Consider the following 23127-nt stretch of genomic DNA (forward strand, 5'->3'; position numbering starts at 1 on the left):
AAATCGTGATCGAAATCTCATCTTTACTAACAACAGTGTTACTTTTTTATTAATTGACTATCATTCTCATTCTTATTAACGTACCTGCTCCGCACTGCACCAATTCAAGGAGCCGCCCCCGTGATTCCCTTAACCGAAATTGGCACCAGTCTGACGCCCGTCCTTGGCGCGGACACGCTGTTGGGGCTTTTCGTGGCAAATCGACGTGCGCTGGTGGGTGCCGCGGCCCGCATCGTGGGTTCTCGCGACGAGGCCGAAGACGTGGTGCAGGACGCCTTCCTGCGCTTGCGCACCATGACGGACGAGCCGTCGATCCGCAGTCGTCTCAGCTACCTGTTCCAGATCGTTCGAAACCTGGCGATCGACACGTACCGACGGCAGTCGCTGGAACAGAAATGGATGGCGCCGGAGGACGAAGGCGTCAACGCGCCCTCCCCGGCCACGCTGCCCGACATCATCGTCCGGGATCGCCAGGCGCTGTGCGCGCTGATGGGCGCGCTGGCCGAACTGCCGGAGCGCACGCAACGCGCGTTCGAGATGTGCCGCGTGCAGGGCATGGCGCAGAAGGATATTGCTTCGGAACTCGGCGTCTCGCCGACGCTCGTGAATTTCATGGTGCGCGATGCCTGCATCCATTGTCGTGCCCGATTGACCCGCCAGCAGGCCATCTGACTGGCGCACCCAAGACCGCCTCGAATCGCCGCCACGCCGTTATCATGGCCGGCCCCCCGCTGGCAAGGCTGACCGAAGCCTCCGAGTTGCCAATCCACCGAGCCCCCTTGGACAATCCGGAATCGGCACTGCTATATTGCGTGAACCGATTCCGCCCCCCGATTCCATGGCACGCTCGCTTGCGCTCGTCGCGTTGGCCGCTTCGCTGTCTGGTTGTGCCGGCCCCCCATCCATAGGCTTGTTTAGAGCCTATTTCCCGCTCTGGCTGCTGAGCGCCGTGATTGGCATCGCGGGCGCCATCGTTGCCTGGCGCATCCTCATCGCCACGGGCTGGGCGGATATTCTCGGTTTCCCGCTGCTCGTCAACACGGCAATCGGCCTGATGATGGCTGAGATCGTCTGGCTCCCCGGTACGGGGCACATCCTATGAAAATGGCCGGTGTCCGCCGCGGACCGCTGCGCGGAAAGCTGATCGTCCTGCTCGCCGGCCTCCTGTCGGTCTACGCGTACGAACGCACCGTCCGCTATCCCGCTTCGGACGACGCCTCGCTCGATGCGGACCTCGCCCGCGCGATGCTGGGCACGCGGCGACACACCATCGGCCTGGTGATCGGACTGGCCGATTTCACGCTCGACAGCTCGATCCTGCGCGTTGCGTGCATGGCGGTGCTGTCCGCCGGCCTGCTGTTCCTGAGGTCCGCCAGGAAGCTGCGACCCATTGGCGCCATTCTCGCCATGATCATCGGCATCGGTCTCGACGAACTGGGCGTCGTGCACTCCGGTGAACTGGCCACGCGCGGGCTGCTCTATGCGTGGCTGATGGTCGCGATTCCCATCGGTGCCAACGTCGTGGTCAACCTCGCCATCGATCCGTCGCCACGTCGGCCCGCGGGCGACCGGCCAGGTCCTGCGCGATGGCGTGCAGCCCATGGCCGGCTGGCTGAAGCTCGCCCGCTTCGAGGGCAGTGCGAGCGCCACGGACGCCGCCGCATTCGTGCAGGCTGCGACGTTGACCGTGGCGATCCCGATGGCAGCCGACGTGGCCTGCAGGCAGCAGGGAGCAAGGCCGCCAGCTTCGCAGACCGAACCGATTGCCGATACGCTCGAAGCGATGGCGCGCATGCTCGACGCCGGCGGCTATCCCGTCGACATCACGCTGCCGCTACCCGACGCGGCGTTGACGCCGGTCCAGCAGTCGGTCTGCAGGGAACTCCGCATGGCGATCGAGCGCTACGCGGAACCGGAAGCCTCAGAAGCCGGCGCAGCGCCGCACGCAAAGCCGGCCCCGGCGCCCGCGAAATCGGGCGGTTTCCTCGGCGCCGACGCCTGGACGAACCGCGTCCACATTCACTACGCCCTGAAAACCACGGGCGCGGCGATGTTCTGCTACCTGCTCCACCAGCAACTGAACTGGCCCGGCATTCATACGTGCTTCATTACGTGCTATGTGGTGTCGCTCGGCACCGCCGCCCTGGTCTACGTGGTGCCGGCGCTCTCGTCGGTGGCGGGCCTTGTCGTGCTAGTTTTCGTGGGGACGTGGCTGTCGGCATGGGTGGCGCAAGGTTCGCCGCGAATCGCCCATGCCGGCTTCCAGATCGCCTGTGATCCAGGGCGCGGCGCCCGGTTTCGCCCTGACCATCGCGCGCGACCGGGTCATCGGCATAGTTATCGGCAATCTGGCGGTGTACGTGGTGTTCACGCGGATCTGGTCGGTCAGCGTCGCCGGACGCATCGAGACGGCGCTGGCGTCGCTGGTGGCCCAGTGGCACCAGCTGATCCAGACGCCCGCGACGCGGCTGCGGCGCCAGCACGCGGCCACCGCCTTCGGCCTGCAAGGCGCGATCGCGCAGGACCTTGCGCTGGCGCGCTACGAGCCAGCGTCGGTGGGACCGGCGCCCGCGTGGCTGGACCTGCATCGGCAGCTGCTGGGCGTACTCGACACTATCGCCGGCCCGCTGTTCCTGCTGGCCGAGCGGTTTGCGGGCGATCCCGATGTGGCGGCACGGCTGCACGTGGTGCGCGGCGACGATGCCGCCGCACCGGCGCCCGTACCGGCAGAGGTGCAACCGTCCACCGCACCCACCCACAACGCGCTGCTGGCGCTCGTCGCCCACCATCTGGCGCAGGCGTCGTCCCCAAGGGGGCTTACCGCAGCGGGGCGACAAGGTGAACATCGGAGGCGCGTCATGCCGAGCGGCAAGCGCATGCCGCAACCCTGGCGCGGCTGGAGGCCGGGCGGGCGTCGACTGAGCCTCATTGAGTGCGCCTGGGACGAGCTGGTGCGGATTGCGGCATCCGTGCAAAGCGGGCAATGCACAGCAGTCCAGGCACTTACGCGCTTTGGGGTGGCGGCGCGCGGACAACTCGTCTATGAGGCCGGCATGCATCTCGGACGGTTGTTTCGTACGATCTTCCTGATCGACTATTTCACGAATACCGCATTTCGCCATGAGATGCAGCACGCGCTGAACCGCGGTGAAGCGGTGCACATTCTCCAGCGGGCGATCCATTCCGGCAAGATACCGATCGAGCTGGCCCGCCATGACGCGTCGCTGGCGGCAGTGTCATCGGCCTTGACCTTGCTATCCAATTCGGTGATGGCTTGGAATACGATGCACATGCAACGCAGCTGGAACATCCTCGAGAAGATCGGCGGCGACTCGACTCGACTCGATCTGAGGGCCTTCGGCATATCGGTCCCACCCATATCGAGGGAATCAATCTGCGGGGCACTTTTGAGTTTCCCATCGCGCGCTATGCGCACCGGCTCATGCCCACTTCGGCGTTCCAGCCCGACTCACCTTCGCAGTGGCGTACGGCATGACCATTTTGCTTTGAAAGCGGCTCAGACGACGGTGCCAAAGACCTGCGCATCAGCGGCATATATCCCCTGCCGGCAAAGGCTTGGCGTCGGTCCATCCGTCGGCCGCGATTAAGCCTTTTGGAGGCTTACATCCCTGCCTCCGCGGCCATGCTTGTGTCGCGATCGGTACATCTGCGGATACGGGGAATGGACCAGTCAGCAAGTGTTTGATTTTGCGGGAATTTATTGGGGAACCGACCGGAAACCCGCATGAATACTGGGGGCTGCTGCCCCGGTAAACTGCAGCGAAAACAAAGCGATACCGGCTACGAACTCACCGGCGCTCTAGCGCCTTGACAGCGCAAGACCGCAGCATTTCACTCCCACCAACCTCGTTCAAGCGTGTCAATGGGTCTGTCGCGAACTTGTCCGATGGCATCGGCCAAGGAGGCGACGCTTTGGAGCGCGGGAAGACGATGAAAGCCATGTTGCCTCGAGGAACCCCTGCACCGGTTCGTGGATTCGGATTGTTTCCGCCCAATGCCGAGCCCAGTGCGATCGACATCTCGCCTAATCTCGCCTTGGGAGGGCCGACTTCTGCCACGATAAACGGTGACTGTTTTCCATTGTCGAGATTAATCGCAAATCCCAGGTCTCCGACAGTTCCTGTACCCGCGAGCTTATAGAAATTTCCAGGAAAAACGAGATAAGGGACTGAGGACGCATCCACATACTTCGAGGGATCTATAGCCGGTTTCGACGCGTCCTTCAACGAAGTCTGTGAGACGAAGAAGCCTTTGAACTCTCCGTCTGGCTGGACATATGCCACGTCATTGCGATGCGGATCCGGGACGATTGCAGATCGCCACCAAGATTGAGACGGATACCCGCCATTAGCCGGACAATCGAGCCCTTTGAAGCCCGTCCCTGACACACAATTTAGCCCAACATCGTCCGGATGATAGGCGTTCGGAGCGCCGTCCGCGTCCACCTTCACTTCTTGGACAACGAACATGTAATATCCGGTCCGTTTTTCTTTGAAAAGTGTGACACCACCGTACTTTATCCACTTTTCCATCCGGCAGGAATCTTGCGCGTGCGCCGTTATAGCGGACGAGAGAAGTATTGCAAGAACGTAGAAAATTTTCATCGTTTCCTCCTGTTAAACCGTATTAGTAGTGCAGTCGTTTCTGCGCTGCGCATAATGCATCCTCGATCTACGATGATTTGAGGTATCCGCTAACTTTGCCTTCAAATCCTCCCGCCTGCTGGTTCATGCATTGATCATCCAGCTATGATGGAATCTGCCTCCGCATCTTTACTTCGAAGTCTTTACCTTAATTTCGGTTGTATTTGGCATGAGACTGCTGTCGAATACGCGCAGCGTATATGCGTTGCCCCCAGTCGCGCCGGACGGTTCTTGGAGAAGTATTTCCCGATCGGCTTCGCGCCACGTATAGACCGCCTCTTTTACCGACGGTCTCTCGCCTATCCATGAAGCCCGAATTGGTGCGCGCCCGCCGCTCACAGTGAGAACGAACCCCTCGTCTCCTGGGTGGAGTGTTACGGTATCTTGACTGACCTTTAATGCTGTTACCCCTGACGCGACAGCGGTGGTCGAGCATGCTTTCGACAAATCGCTCAAATTATTGACCGGCGTACTTATCGTTGCAGCGAGCGCCTCGAACGTGACCTTGTATTTGTCGAACGTCGCAAGATCTTCGCCTTTGCATTGAGGCACCACTGGCAGTACCGCCGCAGCCGGCCCTCCCTTCGCGCCGGGTAGTACGGCTGCCGTAGAGTAACTAGAAGTGGTTAGCGTGTTGCCAACGGCAAGTGCACTGTCACCGGCATGCAGGAAAGCTTCTGGACTGGGTCGTAAGGCAGCAGATTGCTTCCTCAATGATTTGAGAGCTTCTGACTTTGCATTGTTTAGCAACTGGGCTAGAAGCTTATCCGACGCCGCGACCGCATTCAGCGATGCATCCGACTTTTCTTTTGCCGCCTTCATATCAAGGTACTGCTTTTCCCGCAAACACGCAGCAGGTGGCGATCCCACCTTCTTCCACTCGAGGTCTGCCTTTCTTCGCACATCACCATAGGTGACCAACAAATTATTACCATGTTGCGCCACACAGTACAGAGCATCACTTGTATCGAGATATGCCTGCTCGGATGCGCGAGGAAAGAACAAAGTGCCTGCGGTGTAGCTGGCGCCCGCAGCCAATGCCAGATTCTTCGCGCTATTAGTTAGTGCACCGCCATGGACTACCTTAACGGCAAATCCCGTCGCAAGACCGAAGGTAGCCACATCCAAGACCTGTGACGCGATGGCCTTGTTATTCACCTCGTCACCTTTGCTCTTTGCAATACCGCCGATACTCCGAACTTCGGTCGCGACCCACGGCAAATCTGTACATTCTGCTCCATTTGTCGCGGCAGGAGCACCCGCAACGGCGACAGAACCACTTGGCGGACAGTAATCCGTAACAGGTGGAAAGCTGTAGGGTGCGCAGCCCTCAAGCACCCCTAGAAAGCTCGCGATAGATAGTAGACGCAGTACAGGCAGAACCCTACCACCATCATAAGTGGCTGTTATATTCATGACTTCTTCCCCTGGAGCCAAAATTTACGGGCGTAGTTTTCTTGTATTTTTACGGCAACTAATAATAGTAACTTCCAAAGGAAGTTTGCACCCCTTCTTAGTAGGGTTGTTTCCTTCCGCGGTTTATTTCATTTCAACCCGGATATCGAATTAGAATTTATTATGCGGAGACTTACGCTGCGCTAGAGCGAGCGCTCGAGCGAGCGCTAGAGCGGCCGACCCGTCGCGCACATAAAAGTCGCGTTCTTTATTACTTCCAGCCTTATGTGTCATTTCCGGCTTTATCCCGGCATGCCCCCTATGCCGCCGGCACTGGCTTCAGCATTCCCGCCTGCTGCATCAGACTCGCCAATCCGGTCTCCTCGAGCGCGTAGACGCCGCGCGCTGCCCGCCATACAAGCGCTTTGTCCTGGAGCGCAGAAAGCGCCTGCTGGGCATTCGAAACATCGACTCTCGCGTCGGCGCCCGGGGCAATCGCCTTCAAGACGGCGTCATACGCCTCCATGGTGGCTGCCTCGAACGGCGCGTAATTGCTCCCCCGAACGGCCATGACTCGAAGAACTGTGGATTGAAGCGGCGTCAGACTGTGAACCACGCGCATCTGTTCGGTGTTGCTGACCGCGATCTGCTCTTCAACGGCGGCCGCAAATCTCGCGGGGATGTCTCCTGCCGGAAGTCCGAATTCAAACCGAAGCGCATCAGCCGCAGCACCCAACAGTTCCGGGCGGAAAGCGGCTCGCTTGAACAGCTCGAACACCTCTGCCGGGTCAAGTTTGGCTCCCAAGTCAAGTCGATCACAGAACCATTGGACATAGGCCATGTCCAGCGCCGGGAAGTTGACGAGGGGAGCTCCGTAGAACGCCTGGTCTCGGCTATTGCGAAGCATGGCCAGCTTGTCACGATTGGAGCCCGTCGCGACGATTCGCAGACCCTTATGTCTGCTGCTATTCAGTTCATCCCGCGCGGCCTTTAACGCGAACAGGGCGTCGTTCCCCTTCTCACTGACAATCGCTTGCTGCGCTTCGTCGATTACCAGCACAATGGGCTTGCCCGCATCATCCGATAGGGCGGCAAGTGCCGCCGACAGGGAAATCCCTTCGCCAAGGCCAACCCGATCAAGGGAGAACGACATCCCGCCAACCGCGATTTTCTCCATTCCGGCAGAGCGAGCGAGTCGCTTAATGACGCCTTCATGGCTCGCGAGCTCGGCCCGCACGGCCCCGACAATGACCTCTCCTGGGTCAGCTCGGCGGTCTTCCCACAGATCGGCATAGACTACAAGGGCACCGAGGTTCTCCAACGCCGGCCGCAGATCCTCCCTTAAGAAGGTCGACTTGCCGGTTCGTCTTGGCGCCGCCAGAAAAAGGCCGGAACTGGACGCGGAAGTCGGTGAGACCGTCAGAATTTTGGTGGCCAACTCTGTTGCTAGTGCCTCTCGTTTGAAAACTTCCATCCGCACGCTCCCTAGAATATGTTCGATTAGACCAAACTATAGTCGATTATAGTCAAGGTCGCTAATTTGTGGATTTTGGGCCATATCTGTACGGTTTCGCCGCTCATTATGTATATCTTGCAGCACATTCTAGAGGGCGAAGCGAGTCTGTCGCGATGGAGCGCTGACGTGGCGGGCACTGGGTACATCCCAGGGCTCCTTGGGGGAGCACGGCGGCAGTCGGGAACGCCACATTTCCTCGTAAGGAAGGCCGCGCCCTATTTGGCCGCCGTCCCCGCGCGGTTTGTCCACAGGCTTATCTCGTGGCGCGGTGGACAAATCCCACCCTCGCACTCGGGCGCTCCCTTAGACCGGCCCGGGCTTGAACTTGGTGCGCGTCACCGGCGCCCGCCGCCTGGGCGATACCAGGCGCGCGTCGCGGCGGCTTGCGCATCGGCCCGCTCGGCGCGCCGCAGTGCCGTTTCCAGTTGTGCCAGCAGCTCATCTTGCGCCGCCTGCCCATCCGCCAGCGCCTGTTGCGCCTGCGCCAGTTGCAGGCGGAGCGTGTCGCGCTCGGCGTGCTGCCTTGCCCGTGCCTCGGCACTGGCCACGGCGGCGTCCTGCGACCGCGCCTGCACCGCCGCCTGCTCGGCCTTCTGGCGCAGCGTGCGCTCCTGGTCGATCTCGCGCAGCGCACGGCGCTCGGTGGCGCTGGCCCGCTCCTGCGCGACGGCGACCTGCTCGCGGGTGCGCTCCAGGTCCGTCGAGAATTGGGTACGCAGCTCCAGCAACTGCCGCTCGAGCGCCTCGACCTGACGCACGCCCTCCTCCTGACGCGCCCGCGCGGCCGCGTGGGCCTGGCGCTCGGCTTCCAATTCGCCTTGCAGCACCGCGCGTGCGCGCTGGACGGCGTCGCGCTCGGCCTGTACAGCGGCTGTCTCCTGCTCGGCCACCGCCACCGCCACCGCCACCGCCACCGCCGCCCGCGCCTGGTCGCGCTGCGCCTCCGCCTCGCTCGCCTGCAGCCGCGCTTCGGCGCGCAAGGCGGCCAGTTCGCCGGCGACCGCCTCGTTGGCGGCCGCCATATCGACTGCACGGCGTCGGCCGCGATCGCCTTGAGCGCATCCGGCAGACCGGGCTGTTCAATGGTCACGCGCATCTTGTCGCGTAGGTCCCCCCAGAACTGCGCCAGCACCTCGGTGGGCGTGCCCATGCTGCCCTTGCGCACCAGGCCGTAGAGCTTGTTGGCGGTGGGCGTGATCCCGTAGCGGAAGAACAGCAAGCCACAGACCTCGCGGTAGAGCGCGCGCGTCTCGGGGAACTGTGCACTCAGGGTTCCCACGTCGGCGGCGAGCGTGGCCTGCAGGGCGGCGCCGGGAGACGTGGATTCAGGGCTGGCAGTCATGCGGAACAAACCGCGCATCGCCCGCCGATAGAAAGCGCCATAGTAGGTTCACCAACCGCGGATGACCGAATTGGATTGCTCCGCAAGCTCAGCCAACGTCGCTGGACTTCGGCGCGACCACTGCCACCCCCGCACTACCGCACGCATCCGCTTGAGCGCCTCGCCGCTTACCGCCGGCAGGAAACTGGTAAAGCGCCGGCCCTGCTGGCTCTGCGCTTCCCTGGGCCGGAACGTAAAGCCCAGAAACGTAAACTGCACGTTCGGATACGCCTTCTACGGTTGCTGTCCTTGCAGTACACGATCTTCGACTTCTCCGGATGCATGGTCAGCCCACATTCGCCCAGTCGTGAAGCAATGGCGGCTTGCATCACGGCCCTCGCCTGTGCCTCCGTGCGGCAGTGAACCACCGCATCATCGGCGTAGCGTGCAAAGGGACATTGCGGATCAGGGCGAGCGTGTTGCGCTCGATCTCAGCCCAGACAGATCGTCCGAGATCCCCCAATGTCCGGTCGGCGGGAATCAGAATCCTTCGTTCATACAGCCAACAGTTCGCGTGCTGGAGCAGTTCGTCGAGCGTGAGCGATTCCGTGGCATCCTGGTGCATCCATGCCATGCTTCGAGGTCTGCCCTCTGGTCCGGGCCGATTGACTTCAAGCCCAAATACCCGCAGGTCCAGATCAGGTGGTCGTAGAGCGTCTTTCCGAAAGCGCTCAATGATCGCCGCGACGTCGCTGTCGGTCAGCGCGAAATACAGTTCCACATCGAATTCCAACAGCCGCATCGGCAACCGGTCACTTCCCACATAGCGAAATCCCAAGCCCGGCATCTCTTGCCCCCATCGAGATGGCGCGATCCGAATCGCGGGCGGCTATGTTGCGCCCTCCTCTCATTCGCAGCGGCCAACAGGTGTGGGCTTGTCGGAAAGTGTTGTCGACAAAGGCTTTCGGGGAAACCGCCAGATTTTGCACGAAAAGTGCGATTACCCCCCTTTAGCGCGTCCGGGAGACCGCGCCAAACCGGGGGTGACTAAGCAGTAAGGCGGTGGTCTTCCTCTCCGGCGATCGAGGGATACCATCGTTCAACATACGACCGTAGCTGGCGCGCATTTGAGGTGGCTCATTGGCCTCTCAGCGCTTGTCCGGTCGTTTGCCCCCGTTTTGGCGCGCTCTCCAACTACGACATGACGGAATGCACTATTATAAGCATCAACCGATGCTATAATTTGTGCCGATACTTACGGAGGCTCCCATGCGTACGACTATTGCGCTTGATGGCGACTTGATCGCCAAGGCTCAAGCCTATACGGGCCTGGAGGAAAAAACGGCACTTGTGCGCGAAGCACTAAAGGCCTTGATCCAGCGTGAAGCCGCGAAACGACTCGCGAATCTTGGCGGTAGCCAACCGGGCATCAAGGGGGCGCCGCGTCGCCGGCAGGTCGTCGAATGATTCTTGTCGACACGTCGGTCTGGATTGACCACATCAACGCTTCTGATCCTATGCTGATTAGCCTGCTTGCCGAGGAGCGTGTGCTGGCTCATCCATATGTGATAGGCGAGATTTCGCTCGGTAGTCTGCGTGACCGTGACGTCGTGCTTGGCGCGTTGCTCGATCTGCCGCGCGCGCTAGTTGCAACGCCGGAGGAGACCTTTTATCTGATCGAGCGCGAAGGTTTGTTCAATCGTGGAATCGGATATGTCGACACGTCACTGTTGGCGTCCGCGCGCCTACAACCAGGCATCACCATCTGGACGCGCGACAAGCGATTGAAGAAAGTTGCCGATGAACTCAATCTTGGCGCGGTGCTCGCGCACTAGATAACGGAAAGGTGATCGCCGTGATGGAGTAGCTGGCGCCCCAGCAGACGGGTGTGCGGCAGTGATCGACTAGAAAGGACGAACGATGAGCCTGCAGATTTCATCTGCGCCGCTTGATGCCGCCTCCAAGGCGATTCTTGCCAAGTTGGTTAGCAACGGCTGGAACAAGGCTGGTGTTCAATATGTTACGGACGAGAACGTCGTTTCGGCGGCCGAGTTTGCATACCTGCTGAAGCACGGCGCGGTAGAGCTGCGTACTGAGAATGGGGTGATGTTCGCTCCCATTCTCAACATGTATGCCAAGCCGGCATTTGGTCCTGAGGTTTGAAAGATTGGATTCCAACTGAACATCGATCTCATGTAGGAAAAGCATGAAAATTCTTGCACATAGCCATACGTCTATTGTGGACCAGGCAGCCGGCGCCGTGGTACGCAGCGCGACCAACCACACGGTCGGCGCTCTGATGCGTGGTCACGGTTTGGTAGGCGTCATTGTCATCGCCATCGTGCTCATTTTGGGCGTTTGGGCCGTCAAGCAGCTGTTTTGAAGCGGAATAACAATGTCAGAGGGATTTCACGTACACGGTGCCCACGACCACGCGATTGAGCACGCGGCGGAAATCGGTCATGCCGACAGTTTTTCGGGACGTATTGCGGTGATGACAGCGATCCTGTCGACGGCTGGCGCGGTTTTCGGCTATCAGGGCGGGGCGACCCAAAACGAAGCGCTGCTTCTGAAGAATGAGGCCGCTATTCACAAGACCGAAGCAGCCAACCAATGGGCCTACTACCAAGCGAAGGGACAGAAGCAAGCGATTGCTGAACTGATGGCACAGCTGCCCGGCGTGGATCAAGCCGCCGCCAATCGGGAGGCGCTGCGCTACGGGGCGGAGAAGGAGCAAATCCGGCAGAAGGCAGAGGCGCAAGAGCGAGCGGCTAGGGACGCTGACGAGGCCAGTGAGAATGCTGTCCACCATCATCACCGCTGGGCACAAGCCGTCGTAGCAGTTCAGGTTTCTATAGCCTTGGCGGCAATCACGCTGCTCACGCGGCGCCGATGGTTGCAGGTGGCATCGTACGGGGTAGGTGCGATTGGCGGTGTGCTGGCTGTCCTTTCAATGCTCCACATCTAGGAAAAAGATGAAAGCGACAAGCAAACAGCGCGGCTGGATTGTCCGCAGCGGAGACGGCTATCTCTGCCCAAAGGATGGCGACGTTGGCTACACGGCTAACTTGGTCGATGCGGGCACGTTCGACACCGAAGAGGAAGCCAAGGACGCCGGCCGCGATCACTGCGATCCCGGATTTGTGGTGATCCGTGACCCGCGCTGACGAAATGGACAGAAAGATGCCCGGCCCGATCATTCTCGTCGACATGGAGAACATCCAGCAGCTCGCACCGGCTGCGGTGTCTGGGGGAGCCCGCCTGATTGTCTTCGCCGGCGCCAGCCAAAAGTCCATTTCTCTGGATCTGGTGATCGCAGGCCAGGCACTTGAGCCGCCGGCACAATGGATCCGAGCCAGCGGCAGCGGTCGCAATGCACTGGATTTCCACATCGCTTTCGAGCTGGGACGACTTGCCGAGCGTGGCGAGCGCGGCCCCGTTTTCGTCCTGTCGAAGGACAAGGGTTACGACCCGCTCATTGTTCATATCGCCAGCGGCGGCATGCCTTGCAAGCGGATTGAATCGCTTTCGGAAGTACCACCGCCTGCGAAGACGAAGAACAGTGTTTCCGTGCAAGCCTCTGATGGCATTGATATTGGCGCGGCCTTCGCCGCGACTATCAAGGTACGCGAGATCTTGGGCCGGTCACCAAAGACAGCACGGCCGGGCAAGCGCGCGACCTTGGTCAAGCATCTCAAGGCGATGGAGCACTTGAAGCTGAAGGACAAGGATATCTCAGGTGTCATTGACGAGATGCTTGCCACGAAGCTGATTGTAGAGGCCAAGGGCAAGCTCTCTTACAATTTCTGATCAAAGAAGGCATCTGCGAAAAATTCGCTGCCCGCTGGCGTAGCGAAGGTGCTCAAGCGCCTGCACTATCCGCTGGACGTAACCGGCCACATACGTGCCGACCGTGATTCCGGAGTTAAATGGAACCAGGGCTGGCGCGCGGGATGGACCGTTAGCGTCGCACACGGAGCGTGAACTGCAGACTGCTTAAGTTTGCTGCGAGCTCAGGACTCCATACACCGCCGGGCGCGCGTCGCCTCGTCAGAATCCGCAGCCTCTTCGGAAATATGCTGATTCTGCAGCCTGCTGTGCATGGCCTCGCATCGGATCAACATCATCGCTGCGGGATCCTCCTCACCGCCGGCAATGCCAGCCTCAGCAGCGACTCGCAGATATACTTGCCGGGAGGCAACGGCGACGATCACAAGGATGGCGCCGACGCCGACGGCTCGGACTGCAATTTGGAGGTCTTGCCCTATGGCTAAATTGGACCGTATAGCAGGAGGTGATTGGCAGCGAGACTACACGAGGATGTCTCAGGACGGTGCCACGCCGTTGCGGGATTGACACAATCCGGTTCGCCGCGGCGGGTCGGATCGCTCGTTGTGTGACACCACATGGCAGTTCTGAAGAAAATGCCCCGAAAATCGATCACGGCCTTACCGAACGGCCGCCACTGGGCCACGCCCCACGCGCCTTTCCCGCTGGACGGTCCAAACGGCCATGAGGAGGTTTTTCCCGGCGCGCAATGCCTCAGCGACGGCAAATGGGTCACGTTCTATAAGGACGGGGAAGAAGTATGGGCGTGCAATGCCGTGTATGCTGCCGCCCATTTCGACTTTGCACCGGTTCCAACCCACCGCTCGCCGACGGGCAACTGACCGCTGGATGGTTCGCCAGGCCGTGGGGTACGTTTCGCACCCTACAAACAGTCGAGTGCATTTTTCGCGGACCGGGCGTTAAATTCGGCCCCAATTCAATTGTCTACTCAACGCGGAGACAATGTCCTCGCCCCCTCTTGGCAAACCGGAGTGAACGCCAGCACCAACGACGTCCTCACAGGGCACAATGACCTGCGGATGTTGCGACGGTACCCCCATCTCGACACCCCTACCCTGTCAGCCCTTGACCGGGCAGTCGGGGTTCAAGCAAGCACTTCCAAACCATGCTTCTGGACGACTTGCAGCAACCTCGCTGCCATCCCGCTAGGCTGCTTCTGCCCGCTCTCCCATTTCTGAATGGTTGACGTACTTGTGTTCAGGTAGCGAGCAAAAATGGGCTGGCTCACTTTGACCGATTTGCGAATCTGAACGATGTCCTTAGCATCGAAGTGTGGCGGTTCTTCCAGGCACAAGTCGTCATACTCGCGCATGGTTTTCTTGTCGATGGATTTCGCCTTCAGAAGGCCAGATGCGGCGCTGTGGATCGCCTCAAAGGCGTCGGTCTTGAATCGTTTAGCAGTCATGGCAAATCTCCAGTAGCTCCCCTTGATCGAGCAGTCCAGCGATCTGCGACGCGGAGGCTGCCGCGTAATCCTTGGAAAGCTTCTTGAACCCTTCCAGTTCCTTATCGCTGATGTTTTCCCGGTCCTTCTTCGCGAACAAGTAGGTGATATCCATCGCTTGCCGACCTTGTTGAGGACAATTGAGCGATGCCTGTTCTTGTTGAGCCGCGTCTTCCAAACGCCGCCGCCTAGATCATCGCCTTGGCTCAGCATCAGTTCCTGTGCAGCCTCACATAATTCAGCATCGTCGATTCCGGCCTTGCTTGCCATCTTGCTGAACCAGTACGTTTTGAAGACACGCTGCGCAGGACTTTTCATGTAGCGGGCAAGAAATCAGAGAAGAAAGTCTAGCACTCGGTGCAACACTTTTCAATAAAGCACATGACAAGTACCGCATACCACACCGCTCCGCGGTCACCTGCTGAGCAAGCGTTACGCAGATCAGGCGCCCATAATGTAATGTATACGCCATATAAATAGTCACTTCGTCCGTCTCGCCTTCTGCTCGGCTTGACGACTACTTGCTGGATTGGCAGCGCTATGCACCGACCACTTGGTCGAGTATGGCAGTGATCGGATCGTGGACGGGCTTGCGGTAGTCATCCGCAAGCACTCGGTCCGACCGACACGGAAATGTTCCACGGTGCCCGGCATTGACCGCGCGCTGCAGCCAGTCGGGCCGCGCGCCCTCCCCGTCCCAGCTCTGGCCATCTGCACTGCGATAGCGTGCGACGGCCGGGGACGCCGACGAAGCGACGTCTGTCGGGAAACACCCTTCGGCGACCAGGCCGTCGAGCGTGAGGGGAAAATTGGCCATGTGGGTTCGGATCCGAATGATGGCCTCAGCCCGCTGGCGCAACTGCTGGGCGGGCCGGCCTGCAGGATTGGAAGCACATCATGCCGCGGTACTACGCGATGGCGGAGCGGATGCTGGGTGTGACCGAAAACCAGCTTCGTGGCGAGGCTGACCTGCGACTCAAGAAGATGGCCGACTTGCAGGGCGTGGGCAACACATTTCACAGCGGCCGCGCACTTCGTGCAGAAACTGGCGCACGAGACCGAGGAAGCCACCAATCTGAGCGTGCTCGACGAGGCCGATGTGGTGTTCGTCTCGCGCATCGTCAGCCGCCATGTTCTGATGCGTAGCTTCCAGGTTGGCTTGCGCATACCGGCATTCTGTACCGCGCCGGGCCTGGCCATGCTGGCCAACATGCCTGACGGCGCGGTGGAAGACGTAATGCGCAAGTCGCGGCTGGTGCAGTACACGCGCTTCACCGTGACCGAGCCGAAGCGCTTCCGGGAGCGGCTCGAGCAGGTGCGGCAGCGCGGCTACGCGCATACCGCTGAGGAGTACTGCCTGGGCGCTTATTCCATCGCCGCGACTGTCGTCGACGATGCCGGGGTGGCCCAGGCGGCATATCGCCGTGGCGGGCCCGCGCTGGCAGGCGGAGACCGACGAGAAGCGCTTTGCGGACCTACTGGTGGCCACGGTGGCGTCGATCGCCGGGCAGCACATGCCTGGCTATTGAGGCGGGGCGCCTTGGCCGATGGCCAAAGACGACGCGCGCGTTTGGGGTGGGAACTGCCGGTTCTTCATCCTGGGCAAGCGGGTGTGCGTTCCTCGTGATGATTCGCTCGCGGGCGCGATTTGATTTTGGTTCCACTGTGGATCCCTTCGTGTCGCCTGACCCGCCTAACACGATGCTGATCGACCAGGCCATCACTGCGTAAATGCCGCAGATCAGCAGCCTCGATGTGCTAACCGAGACGGAGCAATGGCTGAATCTGCATAAGCTGTTCGGCCCACTGTCCGGCTTCGATGCCAAGCACGACGACCCTCGCAAGCGCGTTATCTGCACGCTGTTCTGCTACGGTTGCAACCTGGGGCCGAGCCAGACGGCCCGGTCCGTCAAGGGGCTGAGTCGCAAGCAAATTGCGTGGCTGAACCTGCGTCACGTCACCGAAGAACGGCTCGACAAAGCCATTGTGAAGATCATCAATGCGTACAATCAGTTCGCGCTACCGAAGTCCTGGGGCAGTGGCAAACGCGCGTCCGCGGATGGCACGAAGTGGAATCTGTATGAGCAGAATCTCCTGTCGGAGTATCACATCCGTTATGGCGGGTACGGCGGGATTGGCTACTACCATGTCTCCGACATGTACATCGCGCTCTTCAGCAACTTCATTCCGTGCGGCGTGCATGAGGCGGTGTACATCCTGGACGGGCTCATCAGAAACGACTCTGATATTCAGCCGGATACCATTCACGGTGACACGCAGGCACAGAGGGGGCCGGTGTTTGGTCTGTCCTACCTGGTGGCATCAACCTGATGCCACCACTAGCGTCCCACTCGCTGAGCGCATTCGCTTCACTCCCAAACGTCCGCCCGCTCGATGTGCAGCTTCTCGGCTGCGCGGGCGAAATGGAGTTCTTCGGCCACGGCCAGGAAACAGCGTAGATGTCGAAGCTCCATTAATTAACCTCAAACGCCCGTCATGAATCTGACGGTCTAGCCGCTGGATCAAACGTTCATCGACGCGGGCCAGACGTAAACCCATAGATGTTCGCGCGCCAAGCGGTGAGGAAACCAATCATCAGTATCAACAGCATTACCCAAGGAAAAGATGTAGCTCCTGCGGACTCAAGCAGTACCCCGCCAATAATCCCGCTGCCGGCGAACGAGAGATTGAACACCGTTACCAGCATGGATTGAGCAACGTCAGCACCGTTACCCGCTGCATCGGCCAATGCGGTTTGCAACAACGTCGGCGCACCGCTAAAGGTCAAACCCCAGATCGCCACACCAACGCATATGACTACAAGTGACGTGCTTCCCAAGCCGAATGCCAGTGAAACCAAGGCAAAAGAACCCAGTCCGGTCAGCACCAGAAGACGCAGCCATCGGTCAACGAGAGAACCGACAAGCCATATGCCGAACATGGCAGACACGCCAAAAATAAGCAGTACGGAGTCCACATTGCCGGCTAGCCCAACCGATGCCAGGAAGGGAGCGATATAGGTATAGAGAATGTAATGCGGAAGAATCCAAGCCATCACGACGAACAGCACAGGTCGCACGCCAGGGGTGGCAAGGACTTGCCTCATTGGCAAACGACCGTCGGCCGTCTGGCCGGGGTAGTCGGGAACCGCCCAGAAAACCCAGCCCATTAACACCAGGGTCATTCCCGACATGATGCCAAAAACGCTGCGCCAGCCGATCATGGTTCCGAGCCAGGCGCTCAACGGTACGCCAACCGATAACGCTAAAGGGATGCCAACCATTGCCACCGCAAGCGCGCGGCCCTGCATGGACACTGGAACCATACGGCGTGCATAGGTTGCCAAGAGACTCCAGGCAAGCCCCGTGGCAAGCCCCACTGCGAACCGCGCAACCAGTGTCAGTACATAGTGCGAGGACGCCGCCGTTATCGCATTGCAAACGAGAAATGCAACCAGCACCAGCAACAGGACATGCCGCCGTTGCCATTTGCTCGTAGCTGCCGTCAACGGGATAGCTGCCAAGCCTGATCCGAGTGCGCAACTCGTCACAAGCTGCCCAGCCCAAGCCTCGGTCACATGAAATCCTTGAGCAATCTGCGGAAGCAAGCCAGCCGGCACAGTCTCGTTCGCCGTGGCAATAAAACTAGCCATCGTCAACGCCAGCAACCCTGGCATGGGAAGCCGGCCAGCCGGCGCCACACATTCGATCCTCTCCACTACCATACCGCTACTCTCGTCCATCATGCCGTCCACCTCTCGCTGTCGCCTTTCAGTCAGGGTTGCAAGGACGCAGTTTGGCTGGTACACATAGATTTGATAATTGGGGCATATTTTGAATCAAATTCAAATCTAAATGAAAGATGGCGACCGATCGACTAGGTGATATGCGTTTGTTCGTAGAGGCGGCGGCACTTGGCAGCCTGTCTGCCGCGGGCCGCAAGCTGGGCTTTTCGCCAGCCGCTGCGAGTGCTCGGCTGACCAAACTGGAAACTGCGCTCCGCACGAAGTTGCTCGATCGCAGTACAAGGCAATTGCGTTTGACAGAAGAGGGCCGGCTATATCGTCGACATTGCTGCATCGCCCTGAGAGCCATTGAGGACGCCGAAGACGCGCTCCATGCGAGTCAGAATGTGGTGCGCGGAAAAGTTCGTATTTCGGCATCAGCCGATTTTGGTCGTCATCAGCTTAATCAATGGCTGGACGACTTCATCCGTGCGCAGCCAGAATTGAAAGTCGCCCTGACGTTGACCGACTCGCCCTCGGATCTACTGCACGATGACGTAGACTTCGCGGTTCGTTTTGGAAAGCCGGATAACGATTCGCTCATTGCACGTCGGCTAGCGCCAAACTGGCGGGTGTTATGCGCGTCCCCTGAATACCTGGCTAAACACGGTACGCCACGTACTCCGGCAGACTTGGTTACACATCAGTTCGTCATCCTAGTCACGGCTGCCGGCCCACTGAACGAATTTCATTTTGCGTCAGCAGGAAAGCACTGGACTCACACGGTAGCGATGGAAAATGCGTGGGAAACCAATGACGGTGCGTTGGCCCGTACATGGGCACTGGCAGGATATGGCATTGCCCGCAAGACGATCTGGGATGCGGCTGAGGATATTCGTGCTGGCACACTCAAGGCCCTGTTACCAGATTTGATCGAAAGCGAGCCCGGAATCTATGCTGTATTCCACCAGAATCGGTACATGACTCCCCGCGTGCGGGCGTTATTGGATTTTCTGATAGACCGATTTCAGCACGCATCCGACGATATTCTGGCGGATCTCCCTTCACCATTGACGTCCGCTAAGACAGGTTGATGCAAGCGGGCACGCACTTAAGTTCTCGGACCACGTTGCCGCCGGCATCCCAGTCGAAGCCAGGATGGATATGCATGACCGGTTTAAAGGGTCAGCCACCGACCATGGCGAACCCGGGACGTAGGCAATAGCAAGGAGCCATCGTGGCGAGAAACGGCGCCGATTTGCTCGAGCTTGATAATCGCGTCGGTTGGCTGTAGCGGTTGGCGACTGTTCATGGCGGCTCTCCTCTGACTTTTGTTGAGGGTCCTGCAGCGACCTCGTGCAGCTTGCCAAAATGCATGGCATCGGCACGGCGGCCGGCCCCGGGGAAACCGCCTATGTCCTCTTCAGCAGCTCCGGCTTGCCGCCGCGCGGTCCGGACCGCAACCGCAACCGCAATTGGACGCACGACATCTATGTCGCCGAATCGAACACGGCCCAGCCCAGTCTGGGCAAGCGCCGCTTGCTGGCCGCGGAAAAGGAAGCCCAGGAACCTGTGTCGGTAGCGCAGAATGCCGCGGGCCGCATCATGCTGACTTTCGAGGATGGCTTGAATACCGCCAACGGCATGAGCTAGCGCTATCGCGTGTACAAGACGGCATTGCGGCCGCAGCAGGCAAGCTCGGTCGATGTCTGGTCCAGCGGACACTCCGGCCGCGTCGCGCCTTGCCTGCATGCTGGCAAGCGTACACGAGGACGGTATCACGGTGGCCGGCGAAATGGCGTTCGCGCCCGCGCAGGACGGCCGCCTTCTGCATCTGAAGCTGTCCGCGGATACGATCGAATTGCGCGGCAGCCAGCCATCGCCCATCCGCTGGGCTATCCAGATCAACCTCGGGCTGGTGCGCTCGCCTACGATGTTGCACTGGGTGTCGCTGACGCCGACGGGGCGTGCGGGAGGCGGATTTCGATCTTGGCAAGGCCCGGCCGCCTTCGGCCGCCGATCTGTGCTGGTAGGCGCGCGCGCCGTTGCCGGGCAGTCTCGGCGACGGGCCGCCTTTCGTGCCAGCCAGCCGGCGATGTCCTGCGCAAGGGCACGCTCGTCAGCGCCGCCCGGAACTCTTCGCATTCCCGGCGCGGCTTCCTTGAGCATTGACCTCTCCAGCGGCAGGGGCGCGGCCGGCTAGAGCGAGGTGGCCACGGGGCGGCAGAAGAGCACGGAATGCGATTTCGCCCCCCCCGATATAGGGGATTCGAGAAATAATCGCTCCTGCATGTAATGAAATAACGCCTCAACGCTCAATGGTTATGGCTGATATAAGCATGACGAATTTGCAATGAGGCATGCGCTGGCATACTCTCCACATCGTGGCGGAACAAAACACCGCACCCCGGTGGCCGATATTGACCGCCCGAATCCATAAAATCAGCAAAGACGGTGAATAATACCGCGCGCATCACATTGCGTGCCGCTGAACGGGCGATGGATATTTTAATAGAATCGTCCACCGTGTTATATTTTTTGAATGACGATCGTGCCAAATTTAATTCCGACATGCGGATTTATTTTTCTGAATTTTATGCTAAATGCGATTTATTGATGGGGTCACCCCCATTTATCCTGAATTTCACCGGGATTGCCGAAAACCGGAAAAAGAGTAGGCGCGATGAGAGGAGACCGTCATGGCAGAGGCAAATGCACCCGTCAAAGGCAAGACAGCCGCAGATTCAAGCCAGAGTATCACCATCAATGTGATGACAACGATGAATGTCGAAGCCATCATTGCTGCCAATGGCTCATTGAGTCAGAACCCAACGAGTCCCACACCGATCGGACATGGGAATATCTACATGGTTTCCGACGACCCCCGCGGCTGGAGCGCCGGAGGAGATCCTGGCAACATTTCACTCAACGCCCACGTCAACGACACGCTGTCATTTTACTGCAGCAGCACCTCCGGCAATTCGGACAGCGCGGCTTTTATCTACAGCCTGTCGGGTGGCGGTTCCGTTCTCAATAACCCGGTGGTTAACGTCATCACGCTTCAAGGGGCCGCCCAACCGACGTCGCCTAACGGCTATCCTTTCAAATTTGTTCCGGAGAGCTTCTCCAGGTGCGATACCCTGGTAGCCAGCAAGGGCACGGCACAGAATTTCTGGGCTTGCGCCGCGCTGTTCACCGTGGATGACGATAACGAAAACCAGGTATTGGCTGGATACGTTACCTGGGATCCGACCGTGGTTGTGGCTTGATTCTTTGACGGGTTCTTCGGCAGTTGATGCGGGGGGCTGGCAAACTCATTTACCTGCCAGCCCCGTCAAACCGCTCCAGGCTCGCACTCTTGACCGGTATCGGCGTGAGCGTGGCGATGGCCATGAGGGGAACTTCGCGGCAGCGCAAGAGACACCGGACTGCCGACGCTTCACGGATTGCCGATCCACGGCATCCGGCCAAGGCCGTGGGGGGCATCGGCGACGTTGCCAGACGGCGCGACGCGATGGCTTCGGCTTGTGCGCGCTCGGCCTGCAGTTGCACCCGCGCCTCCGCGGCGGCCACGGCGGCGTCTTGCGCCCTCGCCTGCATGGCCGCCAGCTCGGTGCGCAGCTCCGCGACCGCCTGCTCGGCCTTCTGTCGCAACGTGCGCTCCTGGTCGATTTTGCGCAGCGCGCGGCGCTCGGTGACGCTGGCGCGCTCCAGGTCCGCCGAGAACTGCGTATTCTGGGAGATGTGGCTCAGCATGATTGCATTTGCGTTTGTGGCCAACAGCATCGAAGGCACGGGCTGGGCGCTGGCGGCAGTGGTATTCCTGATTGGCTTTCCCGTGGCTTATTACTTGGTCGGCCACCAGCGGGCGCTCGACCGCGTGCTCGGTGCGCTCGCAAACGCCCATGGCGAGCGCTTCTACGATGCCACGCTAGGCCGTTTCGTCGCGTCGTTGCAAGCGCATCAGCCCGATGCATTGGCCAGCCTGCTTGCCAAGCCGCAAGCATTTACCGCCCGTTTCCGTGGCTTTCTCGAAGACGGCGAGCTCAAGCCGCGGCTGGCACGCCGCATGGCCCTGCATTTTGCGGACAAGGAGATAGCAGCGGTGCCGTTTTCTGGGCTGGCTGCGCAAGACGCACCGGCAGCCATGCGCATGGCTGCCGTCACCGCGCTGCAAGACCAGTTCGACGCGTCCTGGCAGCCTTTCCTGGTCGTGGCCGCGGGCCAGGCCGCCGCAGCCGTCGCAGCCTGGTGGTGGCTGTCCCGGTAAGCGCATTGTCACCCTTCTGCATGGAACAGGGCGGCGTGCGCTGTGCGACATTGATTGGCGCGCGTCCCGCGAGCGCAGGTTCGCCTATGGGGACTCGGTCGGCGCACGCAAAACAATTGCATCGATATTCTTGAGCACTCGCCAGGCATTCCGGAGCGGTCGGCGACCAGATGACAACTGTCGAACACCGGCCACCGGCCGTACGCCATCAAGCGGCGCAATTGGAGCCCCTGCCTCCGTCGATACCGCCTCGTCGTTGGGTGGAGACGTTACCAACGGCCATCGCGCCATACTCGCGCTCCAATTGCTGCGCCCCTCGCGTGAGAACCTGCCTGGGTAGAAAGCGAACCTTATAGCGACGGCGGAGAATTGCTGCCGTCCAGCATTCAACAAGAGTTGGCATGGCGGAGATGATGGGTGGATACCTCCGATATTAGGTCTCCGGCGGAGTGCGCTTTCGCTCGAAAAGAAGCGAGAAATGGTCGCTTCCCTGACGTCACAACTGCGCGCGATGGCCCGCGACACCATTCCGACCGCTTACCGAGCGGTAGCCACCGTGCGTGCTACGTTCTCACGTTTGCTTCGCGACACCGTTGGACAACGAGATTTAACCGGACAATAAGTTGGTAGCGAGGCCTGCATTCGGCGTAGCCCTCGCGCAGCAGCGCTTCAACGCGTTACGGACAACTGCGCGTCGCAGTGCCAACTCCGGCCGATCAATGTGTCCCCGCCTCCCCAATGTCTGCCGCGGAGGTCCAAGAGTCAATCGAAAGTCCAGCATCAGCATTGGCTGAAGCTCATCGGGAGTCGGCGGGCGGCAGGGAGGCATATTCAAGGGGGGCGGGGAGCGGATTCACCGTTGGCGCAGATGGTTGGGACGCCGCTCGCCTCAAGTCACGGCACTCACGAAGGCCTCGAACGCGCTGGCCTCCACCGGCGGACAG

At 60.1% G+C, this 23127-nt stretch carries 28 protein-coding genes and 6 pseudogenes; 20 read left to right on the forward strand and 14 right to left on the reverse strand.

Features of this window, described 5'->3' with window-relative positions:
• Positions 1-120: 120 nt before the first annotated feature.
• The 4 genes and pseudogenes from AC1RQK_RS38620 to AC1RQK_RS38635 form a co-directional block, all read left to right on the forward strand.
• A complete protein-coding gene (locus AC1RQK_RS38620) occupies positions 121-672 on the forward strand; it encodes an RNA polymerase factor sigma-70 (RefSeq protein WP_492814762.1) in 552 nt (183 codons plus the stop codon).
• 166 nt (positions 673-838) lie between these two features.
• On the forward strand, positions 839-1102 hold the full coding sequence (locus tag AC1RQK_RS38625) for a hypothetical protein (protein WP_492814764.1): 264 nt from the start codon (positions 839-841) through the stop codon (positions 1100-1102).
• Entirely contained in the window at positions 1099-2277 is a 1179-nt protein-coding gene (locus tag AC1RQK_RS38630) for a hypothetical protein (RefSeq protein ID WP_492814766.1), read from the forward strand. The genes AC1RQK_RS38625 and AC1RQK_RS38630 overlap by 4 nt, the downstream gene beginning before the upstream one ends.
• Positions 2278-2846: 569 nt before the next feature.
• Positions 2847-3496 (forward strand): annotated as a pseudogene (locus tag AC1RQK_RS38635) (Tn3 family transposase); the annotation flags it as partial.
• 313 nt (positions 3497-3809) lie between these two features.
• Here the strand turns inward: AC1RQK_RS38635 and AC1RQK_RS38640 are convergent.
• The 7 genes and pseudogenes from AC1RQK_RS38640 to AC1RQK_RS38670 form a co-directional block, all read right to left on the reverse strand.
• Positions 3810-4625 (reverse strand): hypothetical protein, encoded by an 816-nt coding sequence (locus AC1RQK_RS38640; protein WP_492814768.1) that lies wholly within the window; start codon positions 4623-4625, stop codon positions 3810-3812.
• 168 nt (positions 4626-4793) lie between these two features.
• Entirely contained in the window at positions 4794-6080 is a 1287-nt protein-coding gene (locus AC1RQK_RS38645; RefSeq protein WP_492814770.1) for a hypothetical protein, read from the reverse strand.
• Between the two features lie 298 nt (positions 6081-6378).
• Positions 6379-7533: an ATP-binding protein gene (locus AC1RQK_RS38650; RefSeq protein WP_492814772.1), complete on the reverse strand. Its 1155-nt coding sequence runs from the start codon at positions 7531-7533 to the stop codon at positions 6379-6381.
• Between the two features lie 377 nt (positions 7534-7910).
• On the reverse strand, positions 7911-8597 hold the full coding sequence (locus tag AC1RQK_RS38655; protein WP_492814774.1) for a hypothetical protein: 687 nt from the start codon (positions 8595-8597) through the stop codon (positions 7911-7913).
• A 56-nt stretch (positions 8598-8653) separates the two neighbouring features.
• A pseudogene (locus AC1RQK_RS38660) lies at positions 8654-8935 on the reverse strand (DNA-binding protein); the annotation flags it as partial.
• Positions 8936-9084: 149 nt separating this feature from the next.
• On the reverse strand, positions 9085-9324 hold the full coding sequence (locus AC1RQK_RS38665; protein WP_492814776.1) for a hypothetical protein: 240 nt from the start codon (positions 9322-9324) through the stop codon (positions 9085-9087).
• Between the two features lie 35 nt (positions 9325-9359).
• A pseudogene (locus AC1RQK_RS38670) lies at positions 9360-9743 on the reverse strand (DUF4158 domain-containing protein); the annotation flags it as partial.
• A 422-nt stretch (positions 9744-10165) separates the two neighbouring features.
• On the opposite strand from AC1RQK_RS38670, the gene AC1RQK_RS38675 reads away from it, so the two are divergent.
• The 9 genes from AC1RQK_RS38675 (at position 10166) to AC1RQK_RS38715 (ending at position 13566) form a co-directional block, all read left to right on the forward strand.
• Positions 10166-10363 (forward strand): type II toxin-antitoxin system VapB family antitoxin, encoded by a 198-nt coding sequence (locus AC1RQK_RS38675; RefSeq protein ID WP_492814778.1) that lies wholly within the window; start codon positions 10166-10168, stop codon positions 10361-10363.
• Positions 10360-10731, forward strand: coding sequence for a type II toxin-antitoxin system VapC family toxin (locus tag AC1RQK_RS38680; protein ID WP_492814780.1), 372 nt, complete (start codon positions 10360-10362; stop codon positions 10729-10731). Before AC1RQK_RS38675 ends, AC1RQK_RS38680 begins: the two co-directional genes overlap by 4 nt.
• An 85-nt stretch (positions 10732-10816) precedes the next feature.
• The gene (locus tag AC1RQK_RS38685) at positions 10817-11059 is read left to right on the forward strand and encodes a hypothetical protein (RefSeq protein WP_492814782.1); all 243 of its coding nucleotides are present in this window, start codon (positions 10817-10819) and stop codon (positions 11057-11059) included.
• 43 nt (positions 11060-11102) lie between these two features.
• A complete protein-coding gene (locus AC1RQK_RS38690; RefSeq protein WP_170302018.1) occupies positions 11103-11279 on the forward strand; it encodes a hypothetical protein in 177 nt (58 codons plus the stop codon).
• Positions 11280-11291: 12 nt separating this feature from the next.
• A complete protein-coding gene (locus tag AC1RQK_RS38695; RefSeq protein ID WP_492814784.1) occupies positions 11292-11864 on the forward strand; it encodes a DUF4337 domain-containing protein in 573 nt (190 codons plus the stop codon).
• Positions 11865-11871: 7 nt separating this feature from the next.
• Positions 11872-12063, forward strand: a complete 192-nt coding sequence (locus AC1RQK_RS38700) for a hypothetical protein (RefSeq protein WP_492814786.1) — start codon at positions 11872-11874, stop codon at positions 12061-12063.
• 16 nt (positions 12064-12079) lie between these two features.
• Positions 12080-12706 carry a PIN domain-containing protein gene (locus AC1RQK_RS38705; RefSeq protein ID WP_492814788.1) on the forward strand — a complete coding sequence of 209 codons (627 nt, stop codon included), beginning with the start codon at positions 12080-12082 and terminating at the stop codon, positions 12704-12706.
• A 266-nt stretch (positions 12707-12972) separates the two neighbouring features.
• Entirely contained in the window at positions 12973-13170 is a 198-nt protein-coding gene (locus AC1RQK_RS38710) for a hypothetical protein (protein ID WP_492814790.1), read from the forward strand.
• Between the two features lie 132 nt (positions 13171-13302).
• Entirely contained in the window at positions 13303-13566 is a 264-nt protein-coding gene (locus AC1RQK_RS38715) for a hypothetical protein (protein WP_492814792.1), read from the forward strand.
• 263 nt (positions 13567-13829) lie between these two features.
• Here the strand turns inward: AC1RQK_RS38715 and AC1RQK_RS38720 are convergent, their stop codons facing one another.
• The 3 genes and pseudogenes from AC1RQK_RS38720 to AC1RQK_RS38730 form a co-directional block, all read right to left on the reverse strand.
• The gene (locus tag AC1RQK_RS38720; protein WP_441637171.1) at positions 13830-14150 is read right to left on the reverse strand and encodes a helix-turn-helix domain-containing protein; all 321 of its coding nucleotides are present in this window, start codon (positions 14148-14150) and stop codon (positions 13830-13832) included.
• Positions 14140-14507, reverse strand: a pseudogene (locus tag AC1RQK_RS38725) (type II toxin-antitoxin system RelE/ParE family toxin). The gene AC1RQK_RS38720 and the pseudogene AC1RQK_RS38725 overlap by 11 nt, the downstream one beginning before the upstream one ends.
• 220 nt (positions 14508-14727) lie before the next feature.
• Entirely contained in the window at positions 14728-15006 is a 279-nt protein-coding gene (locus AC1RQK_RS38730; RefSeq protein WP_492814794.1) for a hypothetical protein, read from the reverse strand.
• Between the two features lie 219 nt (positions 15007-15225).
• On the opposite strand from AC1RQK_RS38730, the gene AC1RQK_RS38735 reads away from it, so the two are divergent.
• Both AC1RQK_RS38735 and AC1RQK_RS38740 read left to right on the forward strand, forming a co-directional pair.
• Complete coding sequence (locus AC1RQK_RS38735; RefSeq protein WP_492814796.1) at positions 15226-15816, forward strand: IclR family transcriptional regulator; 591 nt, start codon at positions 15226-15228, stop codon at positions 15814-15816.
• 116 nt (positions 15817-15932) lie between these two features.
• A pseudogene (locus AC1RQK_RS38740) lies at positions 15933-16525 on the forward strand (Tn3 family transposase); the annotation flags it as partial.
• Between the two features lie 48 nt (positions 16526-16573).
• Here the strand turns inward: AC1RQK_RS38740 and AC1RQK_RS38745 are convergent.
• Positions 16574-16663: pseudogene (locus AC1RQK_RS38745) on the reverse strand (LysR family transcriptional regulator); the annotation flags it as partial.
• Positions 16664-16719: 56 nt separating this feature from the next.
• Positions 16720-17931, reverse strand: a complete 1212-nt coding sequence (locus tag AC1RQK_RS38750) for an MFS transporter (RefSeq protein WP_492814811.1) — start codon at positions 17929-17931, stop codon at positions 16720-16722.
• Positions 17932-18050: 119 nt separating this feature from the next.
• Between AC1RQK_RS38750 and AC1RQK_RS38755 the strand changes: the two genes are divergently transcribed.
• From AC1RQK_RS38755 to AC1RQK_RS38765, 3 genes are all read left to right on the forward strand, one after another.
• Positions 18051-19007 (forward strand): LysR family transcriptional regulator, encoded by a 957-nt coding sequence (locus AC1RQK_RS38755; protein ID WP_492814798.1) that lies wholly within the window; start codon positions 18051-18053, stop codon positions 19005-19007.
• A 262-nt stretch (positions 19008-19269) separates the two neighbouring features.
• Positions 19270-19566: a hypothetical protein gene (locus AC1RQK_RS38760; RefSeq protein ID WP_492814800.1), complete on the forward strand. Its 297-nt coding sequence runs from the start codon at positions 19270-19272 to the stop codon at positions 19564-19566.
• A gap of 97 nt (positions 19567-19663) precedes the next feature.
• On the forward strand, positions 19664-20116 hold the full coding sequence (locus tag AC1RQK_RS38765) for a hypothetical protein (protein ID WP_492814802.1): 453 nt from the start codon (positions 19664-19666) through the stop codon (positions 20114-20116).
• A gap of 112 nt (positions 20117-20228) precedes the next feature.
• On the opposite strand, the gene AC1RQK_RS38770 is transcribed toward AC1RQK_RS38765, so the two are convergent.
• On the reverse strand, positions 20229-20486 hold the full coding sequence (locus tag AC1RQK_RS38770) for a hypothetical protein (protein ID WP_477134730.1): 258 nt from the start codon (positions 20484-20486) through the stop codon (positions 20229-20231).
• A gap of 126 nt (positions 20487-20612) precedes the next feature.
• Between AC1RQK_RS38770 and AC1RQK_RS38775 the strand changes: the two genes are divergently transcribed.
• On the forward strand, positions 20613-21182 hold the full coding sequence (locus AC1RQK_RS38775; RefSeq protein WP_416047073.1) for an inclusion body family protein: 570 nt from the start codon (positions 20613-20615) through the stop codon (positions 21180-21182).
• A 49-nt stretch (positions 21183-21231) separates the two neighbouring features.
• On the opposite strand, the gene AC1RQK_RS38780 is transcribed toward AC1RQK_RS38775, so the two are convergent.
• A complete protein-coding gene (locus AC1RQK_RS38780) occupies positions 21232-21669 on the reverse strand; it encodes a hypothetical protein (RefSeq protein ID WP_492814805.1) in 438 nt (145 codons plus the stop codon).
• On the opposite strand from AC1RQK_RS38780, the gene AC1RQK_RS38785 reads away from it, so the two are divergent.
• Positions 21668-22183, forward strand: a complete 516-nt coding sequence (locus tag AC1RQK_RS38785) for a hypothetical protein (protein ID WP_492814807.1) — start codon at positions 21668-21670, stop codon at positions 22181-22183. The genes AC1RQK_RS38780 and AC1RQK_RS38785 overlap by 2 nt on opposite strands.
• Positions 22184-23127: the final 944 nt, after the last annotated feature.

It is taken from the genome of Cupriavidus sp. GW822-FHT02D05, from assembly GCF_058802485.1.